This window comes from Monashia sp. HAY1-2A, assembly GCF_056755315.1.
The window spans coordinates 1-236 of sequence record NZ_JBNDHY010000788.1; the positions used below are offsets into that span (position 1 = coordinate 1).

The window sequence follows — 236 nt, forward strand, 5'->3', positions numbered from 1 at the left end:
CGTCTGGGCCGCGACGGCGCTGGGCCTGCTGGCGATCGATCCGGCCACCGGCGAGGTCCAGCGCACGCTGCCCTGCGCGGCGGATGCCGGGACGGCCTTCGACGGGCGCCACCTCTACCAGATCGCTGATTCGCGGATCCAGAAGATCGACCCGGAGAACGGCCGCGTCGTCGGGTCCATCCCCGCGCCGTCGGGTCAAGGCAGCGACTCCGGGCTCACCTGGGCGGAGGGCAGCC

1 protein-coding gene is annotated in these 236 nt (G+C 73.7%); it reads left to right on the forward strand.

Annotation, left to right across the window (positions count from 1 at the left end; genetic code table 11):
• Positions 1-236, forward strand: a 236-nt coding sequence (locus ACPYOM_RS23920) for a hypothetical protein (RefSeq protein WP_481347895.1), incomplete at both ends; no start/stop codon positions are given.